This is a genomic window from Streptomyces sp. NPDC031426 (assembly GCF_055581585.1).
Genome location: NZ_JBVIJE010000005.1, coordinates 487,554 through 512,961 on the forward strand (window position 1 = coordinate 487,554; position 25,408 = coordinate 512,961).

At 73.0% G+C, this 25,408-nt stretch carries 18 protein-coding genes and 1 pseudogene; 11 read left to right on the plus strand and 8 right to left on the minus strand.

The genetic code is table 11. From position 1 onward, the window contains the following. Nucleotides 1-388 (plus strand): annotated as a pseudogene (locus ACZ5NH_RS13035) (hypothetical protein); the annotation flags it as partial. 220 nt (nucleotides 389-608) lie between these two features. Here ACZ5NH_RS13035 and ACZ5NH_RS13040 read toward each other — a convergent pair. After that, nucleotides 609-1,448 carry a putative hydro-lyase gene (locus ACZ5NH_RS13040; protein ID WP_451557230.1) on the minus strand — a complete coding sequence of 280 codons (840 nt, stop codon included), beginning with the start codon at nucleotides 1,446-1,448 and terminating at the stop codon, nucleotides 609-611. Between the two features lie 111 nt (nucleotides 1,449-1,559). Here ACZ5NH_RS13040 and ACZ5NH_RS13045 point away from each other — a divergent pair, with 111 nt between their 5' ends. The 4 genes from ACZ5NH_RS13045 to ACZ5NH_RS13060 all read left to right on the plus strand — a co-directional run bounded on the left by ACZ5NH_RS13045 (nucleotide 1,560) and on the right by ACZ5NH_RS13060 (nucleotide 9,551). Then, a complete protein-coding gene (locus tag ACZ5NH_RS13045; protein ID WP_388626025.1) occupies nucleotides 1,560-2,249 on the plus strand; it encodes a GntR family transcriptional regulator in 690 nt (229 codons plus the stop codon). 78 nt (nucleotides 2,250-2,327) lie between these two features. Further along, nucleotides 2,328-3,857, plus strand: coding sequence for a hypothetical protein (locus tag ACZ5NH_RS13050; RefSeq protein ID WP_468774856.1), 1,530 nt, complete (start codon nucleotides 2,328-2,330; stop codon nucleotides 3,855-3,857). A gap of 31 nt (nucleotides 3,858-3,888) precedes the next feature. Beyond that, complete coding sequence (locus tag ACZ5NH_RS13055) at nucleotides 3,889-4,767, plus strand: hypothetical protein (RefSeq protein WP_468774858.1); 879 nt, start codon at nucleotides 3,889-3,891, stop codon at nucleotides 4,765-4,767. Nucleotides 4,768-4,835: 68 nt separating this feature from the next. Then, nucleotides 4,836-9,551 carry a hypothetical protein gene (locus tag ACZ5NH_RS13060; protein ID WP_468774860.1) on the plus strand — a complete coding sequence of 1,572 codons (4,716 nt, stop codon included), beginning with the start codon at nucleotides 4,836-4,838 and terminating at the stop codon, nucleotides 9,549-9,551. Nucleotides 9,552-9,583: 32 nt separating this feature from the next. Here ACZ5NH_RS13060 and ACZ5NH_RS13065 read toward each other — a convergent pair whose 3' ends face one another. Then, nucleotides 9,584-10,111 carry a hypothetical protein gene (locus tag ACZ5NH_RS13065; protein WP_468774862.1) on the minus strand — a complete coding sequence of 176 codons (528 nt, stop codon included), beginning with the start codon at nucleotides 10,109-10,111 and terminating at the stop codon, nucleotides 9,584-9,586. A 420-nt stretch (nucleotides 10,112-10,531) separates the two neighbouring features. Here ACZ5NH_RS13065 and ACZ5NH_RS13070 point away from each other — a divergent pair, with 420 nt between their 5' ends. From ACZ5NH_RS13070 to ACZ5NH_RS13085, 4 genes are read left to right on the plus strand one after another with little or no spacing between them, the layout of a single operon-like run. Further along, on the plus strand, nucleotides 10,532-13,627 hold the full coding sequence (locus ACZ5NH_RS13070; protein WP_468774864.1) for a sensor histidine kinase: 3,096 nt from the start codon (nucleotides 10,532-10,534) through the stop codon (nucleotides 13,625-13,627). Next, nucleotides 13,624-14,058 (plus strand): roadblock/LC7 domain-containing protein, encoded by a 435-nt coding sequence (locus ACZ5NH_RS13075; RefSeq protein WP_468774866.1) that lies wholly within the window; start codon nucleotides 13,624-13,626, stop codon nucleotides 14,056-14,058. Before ACZ5NH_RS13070 ends, ACZ5NH_RS13075 begins: the two co-directional genes overlap by 4 nt. Nucleotides 14,059-14,067: 9 nt before the next feature. Further along, nucleotides 14,068-14,463: a DUF742 domain-containing protein gene (locus ACZ5NH_RS13080; RefSeq protein ID WP_451556576.1), complete on the plus strand. Its 396-nt coding sequence runs from the start codon at nucleotides 14,068-14,070 to the stop codon at nucleotides 14,461-14,463. A 39-nt stretch (nucleotides 14,464-14,502) separates the two neighbouring features. Further along, entirely contained in the window at nucleotides 14,503-15,108 is a 606-nt protein-coding gene (locus ACZ5NH_RS13085; protein WP_450983252.1) for a GTP-binding protein, read from the plus strand. A 141-nt stretch (nucleotides 15,109-15,249) separates the two neighbouring features. Here the strand turns inward: ACZ5NH_RS13085 and glpK are convergent, their stop codons facing one another. The 5 genes from glpK to ACZ5NH_RS13110 all read right to left on the minus strand — a co-directional run bounded on the left by glpK (nucleotide 15,250) and on the right by ACZ5NH_RS13110 (nucleotide 21,385). Then, nucleotides 15,250-16,770 (minus strand): glycerol kinase GlpK, encoded by a 1,521-nt coding sequence (glpK, locus tag ACZ5NH_RS13090; RefSeq protein WP_468774869.1) that lies wholly within the window; start codon nucleotides 16,768-16,770, stop codon nucleotides 15,250-15,252. A gap of 66 nt (nucleotides 16,771-16,836) precedes the next feature. Next, entirely contained in the window at nucleotides 16,837-17,586 is a 750-nt protein-coding gene (locus ACZ5NH_RS13095) for an MIP/aquaporin family protein (protein WP_468774871.1), read from the minus strand. Nucleotides 17,587-17,968: 382 nt separating this feature from the next. After that, on the minus strand, nucleotides 17,969-19,618 hold the full coding sequence (locus ACZ5NH_RS13100) for an EAL domain-containing protein (RefSeq protein WP_468774873.1): 1,650 nt from the start codon (nucleotides 19,616-19,618) through the stop codon (nucleotides 17,969-17,971). 154 nt (nucleotides 19,619-19,772) lie between these two features. Continuing rightward, complete coding sequence (locus ACZ5NH_RS13105; protein WP_468774875.1) at nucleotides 19,773-20,963, minus strand: lipid-transfer protein; 1,191 nt, start codon at nucleotides 20,961-20,963, stop codon at nucleotides 19,773-19,775. Next, nucleotides 20,960-21,385 (minus strand): Zn-ribbon domain-containing OB-fold protein, encoded by a 426-nt coding sequence (locus tag ACZ5NH_RS13110; protein ID WP_468774905.1) that lies wholly within the window; start codon nucleotides 21,383-21,385, stop codon nucleotides 20,960-20,962. Before ACZ5NH_RS13110 ends, ACZ5NH_RS13105 begins: the two co-directional genes overlap by 4 nt. Before the next feature lie 98 nt (nucleotides 21,386-21,483). On the opposite strand from ACZ5NH_RS13110, the gene ACZ5NH_RS13115 reads away from it, so the two are divergent. Together ACZ5NH_RS13115 and ACZ5NH_RS13120 are read left to right on the plus strand one after the other, a co-directional pair. Further along, nucleotides 21,484-22,293: a M15 family metallopeptidase gene (locus ACZ5NH_RS13115; protein WP_468774877.1), complete on the plus strand. Its 810-nt coding sequence runs from the start codon at nucleotides 21,484-21,486 to the stop codon at nucleotides 22,291-22,293. Nucleotides 22,294-22,339: 46 nt separating this feature from the next. Then, on the plus strand, nucleotides 22,340-22,873 hold the full coding sequence (locus ACZ5NH_RS13120) for an NUDIX domain-containing protein (RefSeq protein WP_388626003.1): 534 nt from the start codon (nucleotides 22,340-22,342) through the stop codon (nucleotides 22,871-22,873). Between the two features lie 10 nt (nucleotides 22,874-22,883). Here ACZ5NH_RS13120 and ACZ5NH_RS13125 read toward each other — a convergent pair whose 3' ends face one another. Next, nucleotides 22,884-25,244 (minus strand): glycoside hydrolase family 31 protein, encoded by a 2,361-nt coding sequence (locus ACZ5NH_RS13125; protein WP_468774880.1) that lies wholly within the window; start codon nucleotides 25,242-25,244, stop codon nucleotides 22,884-22,886. Nucleotides 25,245-25,408 lie beyond the last annotated feature (164 nt).

A 25,408-nucleotide genomic window follows, 5' to 3' on the forward strand; every position in this document is an offset into this window, starting at 1 on the left:
CGGTGAGGTGGGTCCTTCCATGGCCAACGCGGTCGGCGAGGTGAGTCCTTCCATGGTCAGCGTGGTCGGTGAGGTGGGTCCGTCGGTGGTCCGTGTGGCTGGCGAGGTGGGTCCTTCCATGGCCAACGCGGTCGGCGAGGTGAGTCCGTCGATGGTCCGTGTGGCCGGTGAAGTGAGGCCCTCGACGGTCCGTGCGGTCGGCGAGGCCGGAGCGCCGGGCGCTGGTGCGGTGCGTGCGGTCTCGGCGGTGGGCGCGGCCCATGAGGCGGGGTCGGCGCCGGGCCGCGCGGCCGCGGTGGCGGATGCGGGCTGCGAGGCCCTGGCGCCCGGTTCGCCCTGTGCGGCCGTGGGGGCGCAGCCGGGGCGGACCACCGTGGTCACCGGGTAGCGCCCGACAGGGCGGAGGGCCGGCCGGGAAGGGGGCCTTGAGGCCCGTCCAGGGGCCACGGCCGCGGACGCGCCCCCGCGGCCGCCAGGCCGCAAACGGCGCGGACGACTGCTGTCACCGGGTGACTCCGGGCGGTCGGTGGGCCCTTCGGGAAGGTGACCGGATGTCCGAGGGGCCTGGTCCGTGCCGAGGTCCAGGCCCCACCGCGGGCGTACCGGCCTCAGACGATGCCGGCCAGCCGGTACTGCTCGTCGCGGGCGTCGGTCAGGAACATCTGGCCCGGGGCGTGGGTGATGGCGAACGGCGGCCGGGACGCCATCACGGCCGCCTGCGGGGTCACTCCGCAGGCCCAGAACACCGGGATGTCATCCGGCGCGACGGTCACCGGATCGCCGAAGTCGGGGCGGGCCAGGTCCTGGACACCGAGGGTTTCGGGGTCGCCGCAGTGCACCGGACCGCCGTGCACGGCCGGCAACAGGCTGCTCTCCCGGATCGCGGCGCGGATGTGTTCAGGCGGCACCGGCCGCATGGACACCACCATGGGCCCCCGCAGTCGGCCCGCCGGCCGGCACGCGCGCGTGGTGACGTACATCGACACGTTGCGGCCCTGCTCGACATGCCGGATCGGCACGCCCGCCCGGGCGAGCGCCCACTCGAAGGTGAAGCTGCAGCCGAGCAGGAACGAGACCAGGTCGTCCCGCCAGTGCGCACGCACATCGGTGGGCTCCTCGACCAGTTCGCCGTCCTTCCACACCCGGTAGCGGGGCACGTCCGTGCGCAGGTCGGCGCCCTCGGCCAGAACGGTCGACGTGGAGCCCGCGTCCGTGACGTCCAGCACCGGGCACGGCTTGGGATTGCGCTGGCAGAACAGCAGCATGTCGTAGGCCCAGTCGGCCGGCACCGAGATCAGGTTGGCCTGTGTGTGGCCCGCCGCGACCCCGGCCGTCGGACCCGCGAGGCCCTCCCGGAAGCGGGCCCGGGCGCTTTCCGGACTCCACGCGTGCGCGCGCTGGTCGACTGCTGTGACGGGGAGGTCCTCGGTACGCGGTGGCAGCGTCATGCCGGCTCCTCGGGAATGTGAGCAATGCCGTCTCCGAGACCGTAGAGGATCGTTCAACGATCCCTCAATACCCATGTTGTTTCGTTCCGGTCCGTGCGATTGAATTCCGGCATGACAGAGCAGCCGACCGCACTGGCCGACGACCGTGCGCTCCTGGGGCGTACCAGCACGGCGGAGCGGGTCTCGGACATCCTCCGGAGCCGCATCGCCGACGGGTACTTCCCGCCCGGCACCCGGCTGTCGGAGGACGGCATCGGCGGGGCGCTCGGGGTCTCCCGCAACACCCTGCGCGAGGCGTTCCGGCTGCTCACACACGAACGCCTGCTGGTCCACGAGCTCAACCGCGGGGTGTTCGTGCGGGTCCTGACCGTCGAGGACGTCGAGGACATCCACCGCACGCGCTCCCTGGTCGAGTGCGCCGTCGTGCGCGGGCTCGGCGAGCCGCCGTACCGGCTGGAGGGCGTCGCCGCAGCGGTCGCCGAAGGAGAACGGGCGGCCGCGGAGAACGACTGGACGGCGCTGGGCACCGCCAACATCCACTTCCATCGGGAACTGGTCGCCCTCGCGGGCAGCGAACGCACCGACGAACTGATGCGCAGCGTCTTCGCCGAGCTGCGGCTCGCCTTCCACGTGGTCGACGACCCGCGCCGGCTGCACGAGCCGTACCTCGCCCGCAACCGCGAGATCCTGCAGTCGCTGGAGGCCGGCGAGAAGAGCGAGGCGGAGCGGCAGCTGGAGACGTACCTCGCGGACTCGCTGGAGCGGATGGTGGAGGTCTACCGGCGCCGGGTCGCCCCGTAACGACCCGCGACCCTGTCGACAAACCGGCGGACCCTGTCGTTTGGGTCGATGTCAGACCCAGGACCTAGTCTGTGCACCGTGACTTCGCCTGCATCGACGGACAGCGCTCCGCCCCAGCTCAGCGCGGGGCCGCGCCCCGCATTGGGCCCGGCCGCCGACGAAGGACTGGCGCGGCGGCTGCGCGCGCTCGCCTGCACCGCGCCGCTGCACGACCTCGACGCGCGCAAGGCCAACCTGGCCGGTGAGTACTCGGTGTACGGCATGGCCGAGGTGGCCCTCGCCGCCATCGACCTGGTCACGCTCAACATGGACTTCGACACCGGCGCCGACCACGAGCAGATCGTGGCCCGGCTCGTCCCGCGCATCGCCGCCCAGGCCCCGCACCGGCCGACCGCCGAGCACGAGCGCGTGGCCCGCTGGGTCCTGGAGAACCTGATCAACGTCGGCAGCGTAGACCGCGGCTTCCGCGCGGTCTACGGCACCTTCGCGCCGGACGGTACGTACGTCCGCCGGGACTACGACTTCAAGCTGATCGAGGAGGTCCCCGGCCCCGGCGGCACGGTGTACCTGCGCACGACGGACGAGGCGGTCAACGTCCTGGTCGGCGCCCTCGACACCGACGTCACCAGCGCCCAGATCGCCGCCGAGGTCAAGCTGGAGGTGCTGATCAGCCGCGGCCGGCTCGCCGACGCCCAGCTCGCCGCCGAACAGGCCCGCTACCGCACCGTGCAGTACTCGGAGACCCTGCGCCGCGCCCTGGAGGCCACCCGGCGCAACGTCCGCGCGGTCGACTGGCTCAGCGCCGTGCCCGACATGATCGCCGAGGCCCTGGACCACGTGGCCGACCGCTACCGCCACGAGAACGCGATCCTCACCAACATCCGCAAGGCCCGCGACGAGACCGAGGAGCCCGAGCACAAGCGCCGCGCCGCCGAGCTGGTGGACATCGTCAAGGACTGCATCCGGCGGCACACCCAGCTCCAGTCGCGGCTGCTGGAGGCCGGCCCGCTGTTCCGTGCCGAGCAGGACCGGCAGGCCTTCGCCACACCGGCGACGACATCCGGGATCGACCTGTACGGCCATCTCGTCGCCCCGCTCCTACCGCTGCCCCTGGAACAGGCGATCCGGGTCACGGACGAGTTCTTCGCCCACGGCACGGGCTTGCGCACGCCGGTGTCCGTCCGGGCGGCGGACCTCGTCGACATACTGCTGACGCCGCCCGTCGAGCGGGAGCACCTGGGCGCGGAGATGCCCGAACCCGACCTGATCGCCACGCCGGACGACAGCCGGTTCAGCGAGGAGCAGCTGGCCGCCGCGATGGAACTGCTCGACCTGCCGGCCGACGCGCCGCGCAGGCTGTCGGGGCTGCTGTCCGAGGCCCGGCGCACCGGAGACCCCGATCTGGCCTATCTGGTGGCCCTGTTGGCGGTTCATGCGGCCAGTCCCGCTGTCGGTACCGCGTATCGGCAGGGCGAGGAGAAGCTGCTGTTCGCCGTGGACGACGGGACGGAGCTGGACGATCCCGAGTTCGGCGGGGCGGACCTGATCGTGGGAACCGCCCTGCTGGACGCGGCCGGGATGGCGGCGGACCGGACGGAAGCAGCATGAGTCAGCGACAGCACGACAAGGAGCCCCAACCGTGAGCGAGCACGTCGAGTGGAGTGAGGCGGAGTCGTCGGCACCGTCGGCGCCCGCCGCCGTCACCCCCGCCGACGCCGCCGACGCGGCGCGGCTCGTCGCCTTCGGGCTGCAGCCCAAGCTGCAGCCCGCGCGGGACCAGGAGTACACGGAGCTGCTGCGCCGGTACCGCGAAGACCCGGCGTTCGCGCGGCTCGCCGACGCCGTCGCCGCCGGCCTGGGCCTCGTCGTACTGGAGGTGTCCCCGCGCGCGGGCATGGCCGTCACGGCCGCCGAGGACTCGGTGTTCGCCGTCCGCATGGGCGACTACGCGCGTCGCACCGCCGCCGACTCCGGCGACCGCTTCCTGCACGGGCTCGCCCATCTCGCCGTCGCGGCATTGGCCTTCCCGCGCCCGGAGGACCTGGCCGACGACAGCTACATCGGCCGCGTCACCGTCAACGGCGTCGACGCCTTCGTACGGCAGGCCTGCCGGCGCCTGGAGGAGCGGGCCGAGGAACTGGGCGAGAACACCGACCCGGCGACCGACGCGCCCGGCCTCGAGGCCGCCTGGCGCATCTGGGCCAGACGCAGCGCCACCGGCGCCACCAAGGACGCCCGCCGCCCGGCCGCCTCCACCACTGGCATCGTGGCCAAGGCCCTCGCCTTCCTCACCGACTCGGGCTTCCTGCAGCGCACCGGCGACGACGGCGGCGGCACCTACCGCACCACGGCCCGCTACCAGCTCCAGGTCCGCGACATGGCCGGCAGCGCCGCCATGGCCGAACTGCTGGAGCTGGGCGTCGTACCGGTGACCGACGGCACGGCCAGCCTGCTGCCCGCCGAGAACACCGAGGACCTGGAGCTGGTGGCCGACGCCGGGCTGCCCTTCCACTCCTGAGGGCCGGCCGCCGAGCCCGCACCTTTCCTGAACCACCGCACCTTTCACCAGACTTACGAGAGTCCGCCATGTACGAGCTGTCCCGGGTCCGCCTCTACTCCATCGGTCCCGCCGGTGCGCGCTACGCCGACACCGTGCTTGACCTGCGGGGCGTCGGCGAGCCCGTGCCCGACCCGGCGCCCACACAGGCGGAGTTCTTCGAGGAGGAGCCGTCCGGCCCGCCGCGCCGGCCCGCGCCCGCCGGCGTGCTCTTCCTGGAGAACGGCGGCGGCAAGTCCGTCCTGCTCAAGCTGATCTTCTCGGTGATGCTCCCGGGCCACCGCAACACCCTCGGTGGCGCCAGCTCCGGTGTGCTGCGCAAGTTCCTCCTCGCCGACGACTGCGGGCACGTGGCGCTGGAGTGGCAGCATGTGCAGACCGGCGAGTGCGTCGTCGTCGGCAAGGTGAGCGAGTGGCGCGGCCGGCAGGTGTCCAACGACCCGCGCAAGTTCGCCGAGGCCTGGTACTCCTTCCGGCCCGGCCCCGGACTGAGCCTGGACAACCTGCCCGTCGCCGAGTCCACCGCCGTACGGCCGCCCGTGGAGGGCACCTCGGGCGCCCAGGGCCGGCGCCGCACCATGAAGGGCTTCCGCGACGCCCTCACGGAGGCCGGCAAGGCCTACCCGCACCTGGAGGTGCACTGGGAGGAGATCCACGACCGCTGGATCGAGCACCTCGGCGACCTCGGCCTCGACCCCGAACTCTTCCGCTACCAGCGGGAGATGAACGCCGACGAGGGCGAGGCCGCAGGGCTCTTCGCGGTCAAGAAGGACTCCGACTTCACCGACCTGCTGCTGCGCGCCGTCACCGACACGCGTGACACCGACGGCCTCGCCGACCTCGTCAGCGGCTTCGGCAACAAGCTCGGCCGGCGCGCCGAGCTGATCGCCGAACGGGACTTCACCGCCGGGTCGGTCGACCTGCTCGGGCGGATCGTCGAGGCCGCCGAGGCCCGCTCACGCGCGCGTGACATCCACGCGGGCGCCGAACGCCGTACCCGCACCCTCGCCCGGCGGCTGTCCGCACGGGCGGTGCAGGAGCGGGTGCGCGCCGCCGACCTCGCCCAGCGGGTCACGGCCGCCGCCTACGCCGTCACCCACTCCGAGGGCGCCCGCGAGCGCAGCGCGCTGATCGCGGCGGAACTCGCCTACCGGCACGCCTCGCTGGCCCTCGCCGCCGCCGAGAAGTCCGCCGCCGCCCAGAAGCGCGAGCTGGCCGACGCCCGCACCCTGCACTCCGCCTGGCAGGCCGCCGAGGCCGTGCTGCGCCACCGCGCCGCCGCCGACCGCGCGGCGCGTGTGTCCGCGGCCATCCAGGAGGCGGAGCGGGACGCCGCGCCCGCGCTCGCCGCACGTGCCAAGGCCGCCGTGGACCTCGTACGGGCCCTGCACGCGGCCGCCAATAGCGCCGAGACCCTCGCCAACGAGGAGGAGGAGCGCTCCGCCGCCCTCCAGGAGGTCGGCGACTGCGCCTACCGCGACTCGACCACCGCCGCGACCGAGGCACAGCGCGCCCGCAGCGAGGCCGGGCATCTTCGCCAGCGCCTCGCCGAGGTCGAGCAGGAGACCGCCGAGGCCGTCCGGGCGGGCTGGCTCGACGACAGCGCCCCGGACGCCGACCCGGCGCGGGCCGCGCTCGCCGCCAGCGACGCCGAGAAGAGTGCCGTCGCCGCCTGGGACGCGGCCCGCGAGGCCGCCCGCAAGGTCACCGAGCACGCGCGCGAGGCGGCCGCCGCCGAGTCCCGAGCGGAACTGACCGCCGCCCGCGCGGCGGACGCCGCGACGGCGGCCGAGCGGTCCTACGAGGCCGAGCGGCGCCTCGCCGAGTCCCTGGCCGCCGAGGAGCGGCTGGCGGAACTGCTCAGCCTGCCGGGTGCGCCCGGGCCGGGCCGGGCCGACGTGCCCGGACCCCGGACCGGAGCCGACGACAACCCCGGCGGCGGGGCCGGCCCGGCAACGTCCGGCGCAGGCGCGTCCGGTGCCCGTTCCGAAGCCGGGACGGCCCCGCTCGGCCGGCCCCCGGCCGAAGGCCCCCTCACCCCCGAGGAACTCGACCGTTTCGCCGACGAACTGCGCGAACTCCTCGACGATGCCGTCTCGACCGCCGAACGGCACCTCTTCGAGCTGCGCACCGCCGCCGCCGACGACTCCCGGATCCTCGGCGCGCTCGGTGACGGCGGACTGCTGCCGCCCGGCCCGGACGTCCTGGCCACGGTGGAGTTCCTCGGCGAGCACGGCATCCCGGCGCTGCCCGGCTGGCGCTATCTCGCCCAGGCCGTCGACCCCGCCGACCACGCGCGCGTGCTCGCCGCCCGCCCGGAACTGGTCGACGGCGTGATCATCACCGACCCCGACACGCACGCGCGTGCCCGCGAGGCGCTCGGCGACGCCGCCCTGCTGCCCCGCTCCGCCGTCGCCGTCGGCACGGCCGCCGCCCTGCTCGCCCCGCCGCCCGCCGACAGCGCCGCCTCCCGGGACGTCTTCCTCGTGCCGCCGAACCCGGCCATGCACGACGAACACGCCGCCGACGAGGAGCGGCAGGCACTGCGGGCGCGGGCCGGCGAGCGGGACGAGGAGATCCGCACGCTCGCCGCCCGCCTCGGCAAGGACCGCGAACTGGCCGCCAGGCTCGCCTCCTGGCGCACCGGCTGCCCCGCCGGACGCCTCTTTGAACTGGCTCAGGCCGCTCAGGAGACCCGTGAGTTCGCCGAGGAGGCCGAGGCCGAGCTGGCCGAGGCCCGCACGGCGCGCGCGGAGGCCGACGAGGCCGCCGCCGAGGCCGCGCAGGTCCGCGACGAGCGGCAGGAGGCCGCGCAGAAGGCCCGTCGCGCCGCCGACGCCCTCGCCGGCCTGGCCTACCGGCTCCGCGAGCGCGCCGGCTGGCAGGTGAAACTCCGCGAACTCGCCGACGAGGCCGCCGAGTCCGAGGCCCGGGCCCAGGCCTGCCTGGAGCGCGCCCGTGCCGCCGACGAGGACCGCCGCGCGGCCCAGCGCGCCGCCGACGACGCCCGCCGCACCGCACGAGCCCTGCGCGCCGAGCGTTCCGAGATCGCCGGCGCCCCCGACGACGTACCGGCCGAGGACGCGGACGCCCCCAGGGCGTCCCTGCCTGCCCTCCGCGAGGCCTACCGGGCCGCCTCGCAGGTGTACGAGAAGGTCGGCGTCGGTGCCGACCTGCGCGCCGAGCAGGCCCGCGCGGAGAGCGACGAGAGCGCCGCCCGCGCCGAGCTGGACCGGCTCAGCAACAAGGTCCGCACCCGCGCCGAGCAGCTGCTGCAGTCGCCGGACGGCTCCGACGGACCCTCCCGGCAGGCCGCCGCCGCCCGCGCGGAGGAGCTGGTGCAGCTCCTGGAGACCCGCATGTCCACCGCGAGCGAGCAGCTCGGCCGGCTGCGCGGCGAGGCCGAGCGGCACGCCCCCGAGGACGGTGAGGCGCACACCGAGCTGCCCGAGGAACTCGTCCCGCGGGACGCCGAACACGCCCAGGCGCTGCTGCGCACCGCGACGGGCGAGCTCGCCGCCCGCACCGGGGCGCTGGCCGAGTCCCGTGACGCACACGCGGAGCTGCTGGAGGCCCACCGGGCCGCCGAGGACGCGGCCGGCGGCTTCGACGAGACCGCCGCGATGCTCCGCGACCTGCTGCGCGAACACGCCCCCGAGGAGGAACCGGAGGAGCCGGAGCCGTACCCCGGCAGCCTGGAGGAGGCCCGGCACTCCGCGGCCGAGGCCCGCCGCTCGCTGCGGGGCTGCGCCGCCGACCTGTCCGCCGCCGAGGCGGCCGTGCGCGAGGCGAGCGACGTCCTCGTCCGGCACGCCAACTCCACGCGCTACGAGCAGGTCCGCACCCCCGCCCGGCAGCAGATCCGCGAACTGCCCGCGTCCGCACTGCCGGAGCACGCGCAGAAGTGGGCGGACGCGTTCGCGCCCCGGCTGCGCGTCCTGACCGACGAGCTGGCCCAGCTGGAGCGCAACCGCGACTCGATCGTGGACCGTCTGAGGGGCCTGGTGGAGTCGGCCCTCGCCACCCTGAGGTCGGCCCAGCGGCTGTCCCGGCTGCCCGAGGGACTCGGCGAGTGGTCCGGCCAGGAGTTCCTGCGCATCCGCTTCGAGGAGCCCGACCAGGCCACGCTCACCGAACGGCTCGGCGAGGTCATCGACGACGCCACACGCGCGGCCGTGAAGAAGAACTCCGACCTGCGCCGGGACGGCATGTCGCTGCTGCTGCGGGGAGTCGCGGCCGCACTTCAGCCGAAGGGCGTGGCCGTCGAGATCCTCAAGCCCGACGCCGTACTGCGCGCCGAGCGCGTACCCGTGGGGCAGATGGGCGATGTCTTCTCCGGCGGTCAGCTGCTCACCGCGGCGATCGCCCTGTACTGCACGATGGCCGCGCTGCGAAGCAACGACCGGGGCCGGGACAAGCAGCGGCACGCCGGCACGCTGTTCCTGGACAATCCGATCGGCCGTGCCAACGCCACCTACCTGCTGGAGCTGCAGCGGGCCGTGTCGGACGCGCTCGGTGTGCAGCTGCTGTACACCACCGGCCTGTTCGACACGACCGCCCTGGCCGAGTTCCCGCTGGTCATCCGCCTGCGCAATGACGCCGACCTCAGGGCCGGCCTGAAGTACATCAGCGTGGAGGAACACCTCCGGCCCGGACTGCCCCAGCAGCCGCAGGCCGGGGAGGCGGTGCACAGCGAGATCACGGCGACGCGGATGTTCAGGAAGCCGGTGTCGAACACGCCGTAGCAGCCGGCCGCGGGGAACTCAGGGGCGCGGCATCACAGGTGGGACAGCTGCCCGGTGCCCCGGCGGCGTATGCGGTCCTGCTCGCGCAGGGCCGCGCGCTCCGCGCGCCGGCGGGCGCGCCGCTCACGGCGCAGTGCCCGGGCCGTGCTGCTCGGCTCCGAGACCACGCCGTACCGCTGGTTCCACACCTGGCGGGTCACCCATACGTCGACCACGGCCCAGGTGGCCACCACCGTGCTCGCCACACTGCTGATCACCATGGGGAAAGCCAGCCAGGACTCGGCCAGCGTGCACAGGAACGCCACCATCGCCTGGATCAGCGTCACCGCGATGATCAGCAGCGCCCGCACCGCCGCCGTACGCACCGGATCCGGCATCGGATGGCGTCTGGCGGGTTCCTCGACCCACAACGGCCGGGAGTACCGCTGCCGTCCGCCGGTGGACTCCTTGGCGCGCCCCTGCGCCGGAATGTCGCGATCCGGTGCCTCCGGGCCCCGCCGGGCCGCCGGGCGCCCCGCCACGTTCTTCTCGGGCGCTTCGCGCCACTCCGTCGTGCCCATCACCCGCGTCACTCCCCACCGCCAGCAGACCGCTCGCCCCGGTGTCACAAGACTCCGGCTCCCCAGTGGCTGCCCGGCTTGCGCTGTTTTACGCCGCCGGGATGCGGGATGCGGCACCTGTGGCCCATTCCGCCCCCATTTCCCGTACAGAAGGACGAACGATCCCGCCCGAAGATTCCCGACGGGGGAAGAAAACCAGCCAACCGCCCGGTCAAGGCAGCTCCGTCCGGCCGGGCGCGACCGTGGGATCGCGGTGGCAATCTCCCGCAATGACCGGACAACTCGCCATCTCTCGCCGCGAGAACGGAAGTTCACCCTCCGGACATGTCTTCGAGTTAACTGTGAGGCGGTAGTAGGCTCGCGCCGTTTGTTGACGGACATGTGCACCCCCGACCGGCGGGGGTCGAGCTGGGGGAGGCCATGCGCTTTCGCGGGAAGTCGATCCGCCGGAAGATCGTGGCGCTGCTTCTCGTGCCGCTGGTGTCCCTGACCGCCATCTGGGGCTTCGCAACGGTACTCACCGGGCGCGAGGTCGCCCGCCTGTTCCAGGTGACGGACGTCAAGCAGGACATCGGCTATCCCGCCGAGGACACCGTCCGCGTACTGCAGCAGGAGCGCCGCCAGGCCCTCGTCTACCTCGCCGATCCGAGAGCCGCCGACAGCCTGTCCGCGCTGCAGCGCACCCGCGCCGCAACCGACCGGGCGATCGCCACGATCCGCAAGAACGCCGGCGACCACGACGTCGTCGACAACATGGACGCGGACGACAGCGAACGCCTCACCGCAGTCCTCGACGCCTTCGACGGCCTCGGCTCCCTGCGCCGTGACGTCGAGCAGCGCACGGTCACCCGCGCTCAGGCCTTCGGCCTCTACAACCGCCTGGTCGACCCCTGCTTCACGCTGTTCGCCGCCCTCGAAGGCATCGACAACGTCGATCTGGACACGCAGGAACGCGCGCTGGTCAACGTCAGCCGCGCCCGTGAACTGCTCTCCCGCGAGGACGCCCTGCTCGGCTCCTCCCTCGTCGTCGGGCGGCTCACCCGCGACGAGACCCGCGACATCTCCGCCCTCGCCGCCCAGCGCAGCGTCCTGTACGACGTCAGCCTGCCGCTGCTGCCGGCCGCCGACCGCGAACGCTACGAACGCTTCTGGAAGGACGCCACCACCGCCCCGCTGCGCACGGCCGAACAGACCGTCATCGGCACGGACTCCGGCACGCCCCGCGGCCTCACCGCGCAGAGCTGGGACTCCGCGGCGGCGAGCGTCCTGGACGCACTCGGCACCCTCGACGACCAGGTCGGCGACCGCCTCCAGGACCGTACCCATCCGGTGGCCATGCGCGTGATCCTGCAGGCGGCCGTCGCGGGCCTGCTCGGCCTGGTCGCGCTGGTGTTCTCCGTCTTCCTGTCGGTCCGGATCGGCCGCGGGCTCATCCGTGACCTGCGCCAGTTGCGGCTGGAGGCGCACGAGGCCTCCGGGGTGCGGCTGCCCAGCGTGATGCGCCGGCTGTCCGTGGGTGAGCAGGTCGACGTCGAGACCGAGGTGCCGCGCCTGGAGTACGACAAGAACGAGATGGGCGAGGTCGGCCAGGCCCTCAACACCCTGCAGCGGGCCGCCGTCGAGGCCGCCGTCAAACAGGCCGAACTGCGCTCCGGAGTCTCCGAGGTCTTCGTCAACCTCGCCCGCCGCAGCCAGGTGCTCCTGCACAAGCAGCTCACGCTCCTCGACACCATGGAACGCCGCACCGAGGACACCGACGAACTCGCCGACCTCTTCCGCCTGGACCACCTCACCACCCGTATGCGCCGGCACGCCGAGGGTCTGGTGATCCTCTCCGGCGCCGCCCCCTCCCGGCAGTGGCGCCGCCCGGTTCAGCTGATGGACGTCGTACGCGCCGCCGTCGCCGAGGTCGAGGACTACGAACGCATCGAGGTACGGCGGCTGCCGCGGGTGGCCGTCACCGGCCCGGCCGTCGCCGACCTCACCCACCTCGCGGCCGAACTCCTGGAGAACGCCACGGTCTTCTCGCCCCCGCACACCGCCGTCCAGGTCCTCGGCGAGCGGGTGGCCAACGGCTTCACGCTGGAGATCCACGACCGGGGTCTCGGCATGACGGCCGAGGCGCTGCTGGACGCCAACCTGCGCCTCGCCGAGACCCCCGAGTTCGAACTGTCCGACACCGACCGGCTCGGCCTGTTCGTGGTCAGCCGCCTCGCCCAGCGGCAGAACGTACGGGTCTCGCTCCAGCCGTCGCCCTACGGCGGCACCACCGCGGTCGTCTTCATCCCCGACGCACTGCTCAGCGACGACGTACCGGACACCAACGGCCTCGGCTTCCGTCTCGACCGGGACCGCCCGGCGAAGGGGATCGGGCAGGCGGGCCGCGGCACCGGACGGTCCGCGGCACCGGCGCAGCTGCCCGGCGTGCCCACCTCACTACTGGACGGCCCGGTCGAGCTGGGGGTGCCGGTGGATCTCGACGCCATCGACGACTTCCCCGGCGTCCTGGGGGACGAGGACAGTGAGCGCGGGGGACTGTTCCGGCCCCGTCGCTCCCGCACCCGCGCCGACGACGAGGCGTCTTCCCCGTCCGCCGACCGCGCGTCACGCGGAGAGACCGATGACTGCGGACCCGTACCGCTGCCGCGCCGTCAGACTCCCAAACTGGTCAGCTCGCACGGCAGGCCCGTCACCGAGCAGCGCCCCCGCCGCGACGAACCGGACCAGCTGCCCTTCGCCGCGTCCCGTCGCCCCGAGACGGGCGGACCGGCCCCGCTGTCCTCCCGCCGGCGCACCACGGCCTCCCGCCGGGACGGGTTCCAGGAGCGCGAGGTGGCTCCCGCCGAACTCAGGGACGGGTTCCAGCAGCGCGACGCGGCCCCCGCCGAACTCACCGACCGAGTCCAGCAATACGGTGCGACCCCCGCCGATGGCGCCGGCGCGGCGGCCGACGTCCCGGCTCTGTCCCGGCGTACCAGGTCGTCCGAGCCCGCCGCCGACGACATCGACAGGGCGCCTGACATCCCGGCTCTGCCCCGGCGTGCCAGGCCGCCGGAGCCTTCCGCCGATGGCGCCGGCGCGGCGGCGGACGTCCCGGCTCTGTCCCGGCGCACCAGGTCGTCCGAGCCCGCCGCCGATGGCACGGGCGCCACGGGCCGGGCCGGCGCCGGACCGGGCGAGCGCGTCGACCCGGGCGAGCGCGGCGGTGAGGAGTCCCGTCCCAGTGGCCCCAGCGGCCACACGCCCGGACATGCCGCCGAAGCGTCGGGCGACGAGCCGGCCACCGGGCCCCTGCCCCGGCGCGTACGTCAGGCCAGCCTCGCCCCGCAGCTCAAGCAGAACACCGCCCGGCGCGCCGAGCGCGCGGCGCAGCCCGCCGACCGCGACGCCGAGGAGGTCCGCAGCCGGATGGCCTCGCTGCAGCGCGGCTGGCGGCGCGGCCGGGAGGAGAACGCAGGGGGCGACGGAGACCAGACCGGCACAGCACAAGGAACGACTAAGGGGGACGGTCGATGACCGCACCGAAGGCGACCGGCCACACGGCGAGCGACAACGGGGGGCTGAACTGGCTCCTGGACGACCTGGTCGACCGGGTCGCCAGCATCCGCAAGGCCGTCGTCCTGTCCGGCGACGGGCTCCCGACGGGGGTGTCCAAGGATCTGACCCGGGAGGACGGCGAGCATCTGGCCGCCGTCGCGTCCGGCTTCCACAGCCTCGCCAAGGGCGTGGGCCGCCACTTCGACGCGGGTGGCGTCCGGCAGACGGTGGTCGAGCTGGACGACGCCTTCCTGTTCGTCACCGCCGCCGGGGACGGCAGCTGCCTCGCCGTCCTGTCCGACGCCGACTCCGACGTCGGACAGGTCGCCTACGAGATGACGCTCCTGGTCAAGCGGGTCGGCGTGCATCTGGGCACCGCCCCGCGCACCGATCTGCCCGCAGGCGGGTAGTGGGATGACATGAGCGCAGACGGTCTGGAAAGAAGCCACTGGTTCGACGACGAGGCCGGACCGGTCGTCCGTCCGTACGCCATGACACGCGGCCGTACCACGAGTCCGGCCCAGCACCGGCTCGATCTGATCGCGGTGGTCGTCACGGAATCCGGCGCGGGCGACCCGGAAACGGATCCGGCGCTGTCGCCCGAGCACGTGGAGATCGTCGGGCTCTGCCGCGGCGAACCGCAGTCGGTCGCCGAACTCGCCGCCGGCCTCGACCTGCCGATCGGCGTGGTGCGGGTGCTCATCGGCGACCTGGTGCACGCGGAACTCGTCCATGTCACGCGCCCGGTGCCACCGGCCGAACTGCCGGACGAGAGCATTCTGCGCGATGTGATCAACGGCCTCCGGGCGCTGTGACCCCGTCCGGCAAGACCTCTCGAGCAGGAGAAGAATCCGATGATCCTCGGGCGTTCTGAGCGCGGCAAGCCCCCGGTCGAGCCCGTCACGCTCAAGATCCTGGTGGCCGGCGGCTTCGGCGTGGGCAAGACCACCCTGGTCGGCGCGGTCAGCGAGATCAGGCCGCTGCGCACCGAGGAACTGCTCACCGAGGCCGGCCGCCCGGTCGACGACACCAGTGGTGTGGAGGCCAAGCACACCACCACCGTGGCCATGGACTTCGGCCGTATCACCCTGCGCGAGGACCTGGTGCTGTACCTTTTCGGCACTCCCGGGCAGGAACGGTTCTGGTTCATGTGGGACGAGCTGTCCGAGGGCGCGCTCGGCGCCGTCGTCCTCGCCGACACACGGCGCCTCGAGGACTGCTTCGCCGCCGTCGACTACTTCGAGCGGCGTGGCATCCCCTTTCTCGTCGGCGTCAACTGCTTCGAGGGAGCGGCACGTTACCCGGCCGAGGCGGTCCGGCAGGCCCTCGACCTGGACGACGGCGTACCCGTCCTGCACTGTGACGCGCGGGAGCGGGAATCGGTCAAGGAGGTACTCATCGGAGTCGTCCGGCATGCGATGGAGTACGCGGCCGACCGCCGCCAGGCCGCCCTCGGCTGAGCCACGGGCACGGCCCGTACCCCCGCCGACCGGGGTACGGGCCGTGGTCCGGTGAGGAGCCCTTACACGCGCGTGCCGCACAAGGAGCCCTCACGCGCGCGTGCCAAGGGATGAACTCTCACGCGCGCGTGCCGGGCACCGTCACGCGCCATCCTCCTCCAGCCAGCCGAAGCTCTTCTCCACGGCCTTGCGCCAGTTGCGGTACTCGCGGTCGCGTACCGACGGCTCCATCGCCGGTGTCCACTCCGCGTCCTGCTGCCAGTGCGACTTCAGCTCGTCCAGGTCGCTCCACACGCCCGTCGCCAGGCCGGCCGCGTACGCGGCGCCCAGGCAGGTCGTCTCCGACACCCGGGGCCGGCTGACCGGGACGCCGAGGACGTCCGCCTGGTGCTGCATGAGGAGGTTGTTCTTCGTCATGCCGCCGTCGACCTTGAGGGTGGTGATCCGCACCCCGGAGTCCTGGTACATGGCGTCCACGACCTCCCGGGTCTGCCAGCTCGTCGCCTCCAGCACCGCGCGCGCGAGATGGGCCTTCGTGACGTACCGGGTGAGTCCGGTGACCACACCGCGCGCGTCGGAGCGCCAGTAGGGCGCGAACAGGCCCGAGAACGCGGGCACGATGTAGGCGCCGCCGTTGTCCTCGACGCTCGCCGCCAGCGTCTCGATGTCGTCGGCGGTGCTGATGATCCCGAGCTGGTCGCGGAACCACTGGACCAGCGCGCCCGTTATCGCGATGGACCCCTCCAGGCAGTACACCGGCGCCTCCCCGCCGATCTTGTAGCCCATCGTCGTCAGCAGCCCGCTCTTGGACGGCACCGGCCGCGTGCCGGTGTTCAGCAGCAGGAAACTGCCGGTGCCGTAGGTGTTCTTGGCGGTGCCCACGTCGTAGCAGGCCTGCCCGAAGACGGCGGCCTGCTGGTCGCCCAGCGCGGAGGCCACCGGCACCCCGGCGAGCTGCCCGACCGCCGTGCCGTACACCTCGGCGGAGGACCTGATCTCGGGCAGCACCGCCTCGGGCACGTTCATGGCCGACAGGATGGCCGGATCCCACTGGAGCGTCTCCAGGTTCATCAGCATGGTGCGGCCGGCGTTCGTGACGTCGGTGACGTGCCGGCCGCCCTCGATGCCGCCGGTGAGGTTCCAGATCAGCCAGGAGTCGATCGTCCCGAAGGCGATCTCGCCGCGTTCGGCCCGCTCCCTGAGACCGGGCACGTGGTCCAGCAGCCAGGCCGCCTTGGGCCCGGAGAAGTAGCTGGCCAGGGGCAGCCCGGTCTGCTCACGGAAGCGGTCCTGGCCGTCGGAGCCGCCCAGTTCGCTGCACAGGGCGGCGGTGCGGGTGTCCTGCCAGACGATCGCGTTGTGCACGGGCTTGCCCGTGGCGCGGTCCCACAGGACGGTCGTCTCCCGCTGGTTGGTGATGCCGAGCGCGCTCAACTGGTCGGCGCGCAGCCCGGCCTTGGCGAGTGCGCCGGCCACCACGGCCTGCACCTTGGACCAGATCTCGGTGGCGTCGTGCTCCACCCAGCCCGGCTTCGGGAAGATCTGGCGGTGCTCGCGCTGGTCGACGGCGACGATGGCGCCGCTGTGGTCGAAGACGATGCAGCGGCTTGACGTGGTGCCCTGGTCGATGGCGGCGACATAGGTGTCGGCGGTGTCCGTCATGGCAGTCCCCTGGGTCGCTGGGTGTACGGAACGTGGCGTACGGCTCGCGCAGTGAGGTACGGGCGGTCAGAACGCCGCGTTGTAGATGACGCCGGCGAGTGCACCGCCGATCAGGGGCCCGACGACCGGTATCCAGGCGTAACCCCAGTCCGACGTGCCCTTGTTCGGGATCGGCAGGAACGTGTGCACGATGCGCGGCCCGAGGTCGCGGGCCGGGTTGATGGCGTAGCCGGTGGGCCCGCCGAGGGAGAGCCCGATGCCGACGACGAGCAGGGAGACGATCAGCACGGTGGTGCCGGACTCGCCGAGCCCCTTCGTCAGCCCGAACGCGAGGATCGGCAGCACGAGCGCGATGGTCGCGATGATCTCGGTGATGAGGTTGGCGACCGGGTTCCGGATCTCCGGGATGGTCGAGAAGATGCCGAGTGTGGGCACCGGTTCGCCGGCCGTGCCCTCCGTCGTGCCCTCCTTGCGGATGTTGGCCTGGAACTGGGCGAGGTAGACCAGATAGGCCAGTACGGCTCCGAGCATCGCGCCGACGAGCTGGCCCAGCAGATACACCCAGACCTTGCCCCACTTGCCGGTGTCGATGGCGATGCCGAGGGTGACCGCGGGATTGAGCTGGCCGCCGGAGAGCGGAGCGGCGGTGTACGCGCCCGCGAGGACGCCGAAGCCCCAGCCGAACGCGATGACGACCCAGCCCGCGGCCCGCGCCTTGGAGTATCTGAGAGTGACGGCGGCGCAGACTCCGGCACCGAAGAGGATCAGGATCGAGGTGCCGATGACCTCGCCGACGAAGATGTCTCCGTTGCTCATGACGGCTCCCTTGGCGCCGGTAGGGGGCGGTGAGCCCCGGCCCTCCGTGCAGGAACGTTCCGTTGGCGTCTCAGCCGTGGGCGGGCAGACCCGCGCCCCGCCCGGCGTTTGTGACGAGCGTGCCGTCGTAGCCGTATCGCCAGGTAGGGACGGGCAGTGGAGCAGGACGGACCCGTGGCGCAGCGCGCCTGATAACGCCGAGAATGTACGGCGATGTCGGCTGACACCGGGAAGTGTTCACCGGCGCCCTGGGGGCGTCAAGGTTGCCGACACCGACGGTGACGGCGACTCGCACTGCGGCCCGGCGGCGACGGTGCCCGCGACGCACTCGACGCCCAGGTCACCGCCGCCGGGCCGCAACGGACCCAGTCGGGACGAATGTTCACCGGCCTGGCTCGACGGTGGCGTACCCGGTCGGCGCCGGTGCCGCCCCGGTGCCGCGCCGGACCTCGTGACCGGGCAGTCCGGCCCGTCCGAGCACCCAGCTCGCGCCGCGCAGCGCCTTGGCCGCCTGCTTCAGCGGGGCGAGCTGGGCCGCGGCCTGCCGGTGGTCGCCGACGGTTCCCGGCGCGCACACCACGGTCGCCAGGGAGAGCGTGACCGGCCGGTCTCCCGCCGACCAGGGCGTGTCGAGCACGGCCCTGACGAGCGGGTCGAGCGCCGCCTCCTCGGCCAGCACCAGGAAGTCGTCCCCGCCGATGTGCCCCACGCGGGCGTGCCCCGAGGCCGCCTGCTGCAGCGCGCGCCCGACCGACCGGATCAGCTCGTCGCCCATGGCGAAGCCGGCACCGTCGTTGACCTGCTTGAAATGGTCGATGTCCAACCAGCTGAGCGAGAAGGTCCGGCCGTCCGCGATCCACCGGTCCACCTCGCTGGTGATCGCGTCCGAACCGGGCAGCCGGGTCAGCGGATTGAGCCCGGCGGCCTCCTCGACCCGGCTCTCGGCCAGGGCCCGCACCAGGTCCGCGAGCCGCACCACGCCCACGCACCGGCCGTACCGGTCGACCACCCCTACATCGTCGGAGGTCCGGTCCCGGCCGCCGATCGCGACGACGTCCAGCACCTCCCAGGCGGTGGCGTCGACACCGACCGTGCGGGGCGCGTCCCCCAGCTTGAAGGCCGGCCGGTCGGCGTACAGAGCGTGCCCGTAGCGGGCGGACATCGACAGCAGGAAGCGTGAGCGGTGCACCGAACGCACGGGCCGGCCGGCCTGGTCCACCAGCAGCACACCGGACACGTCCGGCGATCCGGTCAGCAGCGCCCGCACCTGCCCCGCCGAGGCGGTCACCGGCAGTACGGCGGCCGGGCGCACGAACTCCCGCACCGACGGCCCGGAGCGGGGCACACCGACGGTGCCGGGGGAGCGGGGCGGAACGTATACGTCCGCGGCGGGGATCCGGGCCGGCGGCGCGAACAGCTCGCCCTGGCCCAGCTGCGCCCCGGCCGACAGCGCCGCCGCGTACTGCGATTCGGTCTCCACGCCCTCCACCGCGACCAGGGCACCCAGTTCCTCGCACAGGGTCCGCATGGCCCGCACCGCGGCCGGACGGGCCAGCAGCGAGGCGTCGAGTTTGACCAGGTCGGGGGAGAGGTCGGTGAGCAGCCGGAGCGGTACGTCGCCGTCCCCGATGCCGTCCGCGCTGATCCGGAAGCCCTGCTCGCGCAGCGCGGCCACCGCCTCCAGCAGAGCCCGTTGCGGCACGTGCGTGTAGGGCGGGACCACGTCCAGCGTCACCTCCCACGGCAGGCGCCCGGCCGCGCGCACGGCGTCGTGCAGCGGCGTGAGGCCGCCGAGGTCGGCGAGGGTGGCCGCGAACACGTTCAGGTGCAGCGGCAGCAGGGTTTCCTTGTGTGTCGCGGCGCGGAGCGCCAACACCGTCAGTCTGCCGTCGAGTTCGGGGTCTCGGCGGGCCTCGGCCAGGATGTCACCGGTCTCCGGGCGGGCGAGTGTCTCCAGTGCGGTGACCGCGCCCGTCCTCAGGTTGACCACCGGCTGGAAGGCGAAGCGGAGAGTATCCGTCCAGGAGTGCACGGGAGCATGATGGCGCTGCCCGCGTGCGCCCAGGCGCAGTTCATGAGACGTTCACGCAGGATTCCGGGGTGATCACACAGCGTGGAAAACCTCTGTGGCCTCTGGTGTCGTACCGCCTGCCCGACCCATCGCCTCACCGTGACGGCCCGCGCCGTCATCTCAGCGCGATCACCGACGATCCGTGCCCGAAGAGCCCCTGGTTGGCGGAGATCCCCACGCGCGCCCCGGCGATCTGCCGGTCGCCCGCCGTGCCTCTCAACTGCCAGGTCAGCTCGCAGACCTGGGCGATGGCCTGGGCGGGCACCGCCTCCCCGAACGAGGCGAGCCCGCCACTGGCGTTGACGGGTGTGCGGCCGCCCGGGGCCGTCGCCCCCTCTCGCAGGAGCTTCGCGCCCTCGCCCTCGCCGCACAGCCCCAGGTCCTCGTACCACTGCAGCTCCAGGGCGGTGGACAGGTCGTAGACCTCGGCCAGGGACAGGTCGCCGGGGCCGACGCCGGCCTCCTCGTAGGCGGCCCGGGCGATGGAGGCCCGGAAGGTCTCCTCGGGGGCGCCCACCGCCACGGTGGAGTCCGTGGCGATGTCCGGCAGGTCCAGCACCGTGTTCGGGAAGCGCGGGGTCACCGTCGACACCGCCCGGATCCGCACCGGCCGGGGCGCCCCGTGCCGGTGCGCGAACTCCATGCTGGAGAGCACCAGGGCCGCTCCGCCGTCGGAGGTGGCACAGATGTCGAGCAGCCGCAGCGGATCGGCGACCACCGCGGACGCGGCGACCTCCTCGGCGGTGACCCGCTTGCGGTAGCGGGCGTACGGGTTGAGCGCGCCCATCGCGGCGTTCTTCACCTTGACCAGGGCGAAGTCCTCCGGTGTGTCCCCGTGCACCGCGATGCGCCGCCGCGCGTAGAGCCCGAAGTACGCCGGATTGGTGGCTCCCAGGACCCGGAAGCGCAGCCAGTCCGGATCGTCCGGCCGCTCGCCGCCCGCCGGCCGGAAGAACCCCTTCGGTGCCGCGTCCGCCCCCACCACGAGGACGACCTCCGCGAGCCCGGCGAGTATCTGTGCCCGGGCCGTGGCGATCGCCTGCGCCCCGGAGGCGCACGCCGCGTACACACTGGCGACTCTGGCCCCCTGCCAGCCCAGGGCCCTGGCGAAGGTCGCTCCCGCCACATACCCGGGATACCCGCCCCGCACCGTGTCGGCGCCGACGACCGAGCCGACCTCGCGCCAGTCGACACCGGCGTCCGCGAGCGCCGCGCGGGCCGCCGCCGTCCCGTACTCCACGAAGGAGCGGCCCCACTTGCCCCACGGGTGCATGCCCGCGCCGAGCACCGCCACGTCCGTGGTCACGCCCTCACCCCCGTCGGCCGCCAGTGCCAGGTCGCCCAGGTCGTCTCCGCGTCCTCGTGGAGCACTCCGGGGACGACCTCCACCTCCATGCCCACCGTCAGATCGGCGACGGTGACCCCGGGAGCCGCCTGTCCCAGCACCACGATCCGCTCGGCTTCCAGCTCCACCGCGATCAACGCGTACGGCTCCCACGGAAGTTCCTGATTGCTCACATAGGGTGACGGCGGTCGGTACCGGCTGTCCGTGTACGACCAGACGCGCCCTCGTCGCGACAGCGGCGCCTCCTCGAGATCTCCGCCGGGACAGCCGGGATTTCGGCAGTGGGAGTCCTCGCGGGGAAAGAACACCGAGGCGCATGCCGCGCAACGGGTGCCCAGAAGCCTGAAATCGTCACCTGTGCCGACGAACCATCCGTCGACCACGGGCGTGCGTGTGCGGGACATCGCCCCTCCCTGCCGAGATATCTGACGGTACGTCAGAAGTGTGTCACGGGCATCCGGAATTGGGCAGTGCAGGAGACATGACACGACTCACCAGTGCAGTACGCGGGCTGGTCACCGCTCTCGCCGCCCTGCTGGCCGTGACCACCGCCCCCGCCACCGCCGGGGCGACGACGGAGCCCAAGGCACCGAAGGACTTCGTGGCCCTGAGAACCGTGGATCCGACGATCATCCAGGAGATGCGCTACTTCACCCCGCACAACTTCGTCGGCGAGCGCATCGACGGCTACGAGCAGCCGATGTGCATCCTCACCCGCCCCGCCGCCGAAGCCCTCCACAAGGCGCAGCTCACCCTGCTGCGCAAGGGCTACACCCTCAAGGTCTACGACTGCTACCGGCCGCAGCGGGCCGTGAACCACTTCGTGCGCTGGGCCGAGGACCTCGGCGACCAGGCGATGAAGGGCGAGTTCTACCCGAACGTCGACAAGACCCGGCTGTTCGCGGACGGCTACATCGCCGAGAAATCCGGACACAGCCGCGGCTCGACCATGGACCTCACGATCGTGAGGCTCCCCGCCAGGCCGACCCGGCCCTACCACCCCGGACAGCCGCTGGTGCCCTGCTTCGCGCCCAAGGACGAGCGTTTCCCCGACAACTCCGTCGACATGGGCACCGGATTCGACTGCTTCGACACCCTCGCGCACACACTTGACCCGCGCATCCAGGGCGAACAGCGCGCCAACCGCCTGCTGCTCAAGAACACCCTGGAGGGCCTCGGATTCGTGAACCTCGCCGAGGAATGGTGGCACTACACGTACAAGCCCGAGCCCTACCCGGACACCTATTTCGACTTCCCCGTGTCCTCCAGGTCGCTCTTCGGCGGCCAGTGAGCAACCTCCGGAAGATGTCACTCCTCTGATCGGATACAGTCCGCGCGTGTCCGAAACTCAGCACTCAACTGACAACTTCGCACCGGACTCGCACTGTTCGAGTTGCGGAGCGCCCTACGGAGAGGGCGTTTCCGGCTGGCCGCGCACCTGCCCGTCCTGCGGGACCGTCGCCTACCGCAATCCGCTGCCGGTGGCGATCGCGCTCCAGCCCGTGTACGACACCAAGGGCACGGCCCTGGTCGTCATCACCCGGACCGTCACCCCCGCGCGCGGGGGCACGGCACTGCCCGGCGGCTACATCGACGACCGGGAGGACTGGAAGCAGGCCGTCGTACGCGAGCTCAAGGAGGAGACCGGCATCGACGCGGCCGCCCGGGACGTGCGGCTCGTGGACGCCATGAGCTCGCCCGACGGTCACCTGCTGCTGTTCGGACTCCTCCCGGAGCGTCCCGTGGAAGGGCTCCCGCCCGCCGCCCCCACGGACGAGACCGAGGGCTGGCAGCTGCTGCGCAGGCCCGAGGAACTCGCGTTCCCGCTGCACACCGTGGCCGTACGGGCCTGGTTCGAGGGCCGGTACTGAGCGACGCGGCTCAGCCGAGCCCCCGCACCCGCACCGGGTAGGGGGGCTCGGCGGAACCGCCCTCCCGCTCCCGGGTGACCACCACCCGAGGGCCCTGCCTCCGGGCGACGTAGCGTTCGATCTCCGGCTCGTCCCACCCGCCGCCCGCGTCCGGCACGACCAGACCGCCTCCCGTCCGGCCACGCGCGGGTGCCCACACCTCCAGCTCGACCCCGCCGTCCACGCCTCGCACGGGGACGACCGCACCCGCGCGCGCGAACACCGGTATCCGCGACAGCGGCGCGTCGACGAGCACCTGCGCCGGACCCTCGTACGCCTCCTCCGTCGCGGTGTCGTACCAGCGGCCCCGCGGCAGCTGTACCGCCCGCCGGTCGGCACCCGGATCCAGCACCGGAGCCACCAGCAGGGCATCCCCGAGCAGAAACGCGTCCTCGCAGTCGCGCAGCGCCCGGTCCTCCGGCGCCCCCCACCACGGCGGCCGCACAAAGGGCGCGCCGGTGCGCCGTGCCAGATGCGCCAGCGTCATGAAGTACGGCAGCAGCCGCCGCCGTTCGAGCAGCGCCACGCGCGCGTGCTCCAGCACCTCGGCGCCGAACTCCCAGGGTTCCCGGCGCCCCGCCCGCAGACTCGCATGGGTGCGGAACAGCGGCAGATACGCGCCGAGCTGGAACCACCTCAGATACAGCTCCGGCGACGGACCGCCGTCGAAACCGCCCACGTCCGGACCCGAGTACGGCACCCCGCACAGACCGAGCCCCAGCACCAGCGACAGCGAGGCCCGCAGCCCGGGCCAGCCGGTCGCCACGTCCCCGGACCAGGTGCCCCCGTACCGCTGCATCCCCGCCCAGCCCGACCGGGAGAACAGGAAGGGCCGCTCCCCGGGCGACAGCTCGCGCAGTCCCTCGTAGCCCGCCCGGGCCATGCAGAGCGCGTACACGTTGTGCGCCTCCCGGTGGTCGCCCCCGCGTCCCTCCAGGGCGTGCCGGGCCGAACGCGGCAGGGTGAGCTCCCCGAAGGCGTTGAACGACGTCGGCTCGTTCATGTCGTGCCAGAACCCGGCGAAGCCCTGCCCGAGGCGCTCCTCGTAGAGTCCGCCCCACCACTTGCGCACACGCGCGTGCGTGAAGTCCGGATAGACCGACTCGCCGGCCCACACCACCCCGCGCACCGTCCGCCCGGAGGCGTCCCGCACGAACGCGTCCACGGCCGAACCGCTGTCGTACACGGCGTTGCCCGGCGCCGCCTTCACGGCCGGGTCGACGATCGACACCAGCCGGATCCCGTCCCGGCGCAGCTCCTCGGCGAGCTGCGGCAGCTTCGGGAAGCGCTCCCGGTCGACCGTGAACACCTGGTGGTCGTCGTAGTGGTCGATGTCCAGGTGCACGGCATCCAGCGGCAGCCCGCGCTCCTGGTATCCGGCGACGATCCGGCGCACCTCCTGCTCGCTGCCGAAGCCCCACCGCGCGTGCTGATGGCCGAGCGCCCACGCCGGCGGCAGCGCGGGCGCCCCGGTCAGCGAGGCCCAGGTGTGCAGCACGCGCGCGGGGGCGCCCACCATCACCCAGCAGCGCAGCGGCCCGCCGTCCATCCGCAGCTCGCAGCGCCCCGCCCGGTCGTGCCCGGACCCAGCGCCCTCCTCGCCCTCGTGCAGCACGACCGTGCCGTCCCACGTGGTGTCGTGGAACACCAGGTGCGTGCCGGCGTCGGCCACCACCAGCTGCACCGGCATGGTCACGTACAGCGGATCGTCGCCGGGGCCGAACGCCCGGCCGGGGTCGGTGTTCCACAGCCGGTACGTGCCGTCCCGCAGCCGGGGCCCGGACGCCCGGCCGCCCAGACCGAAGAAGCGCGCGTCCGCCCCCACCTCCGACCGCTGCATCCAGCGCGCCGTGCCCCCGCCGACCGGCTCCCACCAGCGCGGCGGCAGATCCCGCCGCAGGGTCACGCCACCCGGCGTACACACCTCCACCGCGCCGTGCCGCGAGACGGTGACCGTCACCCGCTCGGCCACGACCCGCCAGCCACCGTCCTTGTCCGGCTCCAGCACCGCGCGCGGATCCGGCTCGGGACAACCCCCCGCGAGCGCGTACGACGGCTGCGGACCCGCCCCGTCCCATCCCCAGAACACCGCCCCGTTCACCGCCACGGTGATCCGCAGCTCGGACCGGCCGAACCGGATCAGCCCGCCACCCGGCCCCGGCTCCACGCTCTCCACCTGCCCCGGAACCCGCGCCCGCTCGGCACCCCGCCGCGGCAACCCGGCGGCGTCGATCCGCCGCATGCGCCACGCCGCCCGTACGGTACGCAACCCCCGAGCCGCCCTCCCCGAACCCACCACACTCACCGAACGCACCAGGTCACGACCGTCCATGCTGCTCACCCTGCCACTGAGCACCCCACACGCGCGTGTCGTTCAACTGCCGTTCACCCGTGCCAGGACCACATCTTCATGACGCCGACTATGTGGGGTACACCCTGGTGCAGAAGTCGATCACATGGCATCGTCCCTGTCAGCCGCGTCACGCGCACACCCCA

Coding starts and splice junctions, on each gene's coding strand:
- ACZ5NH_RS13040 (WP_451557230.1), bottom strand. CDS start 1,448: ATGACGCTGCCACCGCGTACCGAGGACCTCCCCGTCACAGCAGTCGAC.
- ACZ5NH_RS13045 (WP_388626025.1), top strand. CDS start 1,560: ATGACAGAGCAGCCGACCGCACTGGCCGACGACCGTGCGCTCCTGGGG.
- ACZ5NH_RS13060 (WP_468774860.1), top strand. CDS start 4,836: ATGTACGAGCTGTCCCGGGTCCGCCTCTACTCCATCGGTCCCGCCGGT.
- ACZ5NH_RS13065 (WP_468774862.1), bottom strand. CDS start 10,111: ATGGGCACGACGGAGTGGCGCGAAGCGCCCGAGAAGAACGTGGCGGGG.
- ACZ5NH_RS13070 (WP_468774864.1), top strand. CDS start 10,532: ATGCGCTTTCGCGGGAAGTCGATCCGCCGGAAGATCGTGGCGCTGCTT.
- ACZ5NH_RS13075 (WP_468774866.1), top strand. CDS start 13,624: ATGACCGCACCGAAGGCGACCGGCCACACGGCGAGCGACAACGGGGGG.
- ACZ5NH_RS13080 (WP_451556576.1), top strand. CDS start 14,068: ATGAGCGCAGACGGTCTGGAAAGAAGCCACTGGTTCGACGACGAGGCC.
- ACZ5NH_RS13085 (WP_450983252.1), top strand. CDS start 14,503: ATGATCCTCGGGCGTTCTGAGCGCGGCAAGCCCCCGGTCGAGCCCGTC.
- glpK (WP_468774869.1), bottom strand. CDS start 16,770: ATGACGGACACCGCCGACACCTATGTCGCCGCCATCGACCAGGGCACC.
- ACZ5NH_RS13095 (WP_468774871.1), bottom strand. CDS start 17,586: ATGAGCAACGGAGACATCTTCGTCGGCGAGGTCATCGGCACCTCGATC.
- ACZ5NH_RS13115 (WP_468774877.1), top strand. CDS start 21,484: ATGACACGACTCACCAGTGCAGTACGCGGGCTGGTCACCGCTCTCGCC.
- ACZ5NH_RS13125 (WP_468774880.1), bottom strand. CDS start 25,244: ATGGACGGTCGTGACCTGGTGCGTTCGGTGAGTGTGGTGGGTTCGGGG.